This window comes from Nocardia cyriacigeorgica (assembly GCF_010858045.1).
Taxonomy (GTDB): domain Bacteria; phylum Actinomycetota; class Actinomycetes; order Mycobacteriales; family Mycobacteriaceae; genus Nocardia; species Nocardia cyriacigeorgica_E.
Window position 1 is genome coordinate 1 of sequence record NZ_JAAGVC010000387.1, and the last position, 279, is coordinate 279.

The following is a 279-nucleotide window of genomic DNA, read 5'->3' on the forward strand; positions in this document are numbered from 1 at the left end:
ATGCGGGCTCGCACGTCCTCACCGCGTTTGGTGTCGTGGGTGGACAGCGCGGTCAGGGTGGCAGGCCAGCGTTGTGCGCGTTCGCTATTGGCGAGATGGAACTCGTTGAGCGAATGCCCGAACCGGCCCGGGTTGCCGCCTACCTCCTGGAGCGACACCAGCCGTGCCGCCCGATAGAACATGGTGTCCTCGACGGCCTTGGCCGTGATCGCGCCACCTACCTGACTGAACCGCACCGCTGTCGGTGCTGGTGGCGGCGTTGGCCGCCGGCGGTGAGGC

The 279-nt window shown here is 68.1% G+C and carries 1 pseudogene; it reads right to left on the reverse strand.

The window, feature by feature from the left end:
• A pseudogene (locus GV790_RS30140) lies at positions 1-279 on the reverse strand (hypothetical protein); the annotation flags it as partial.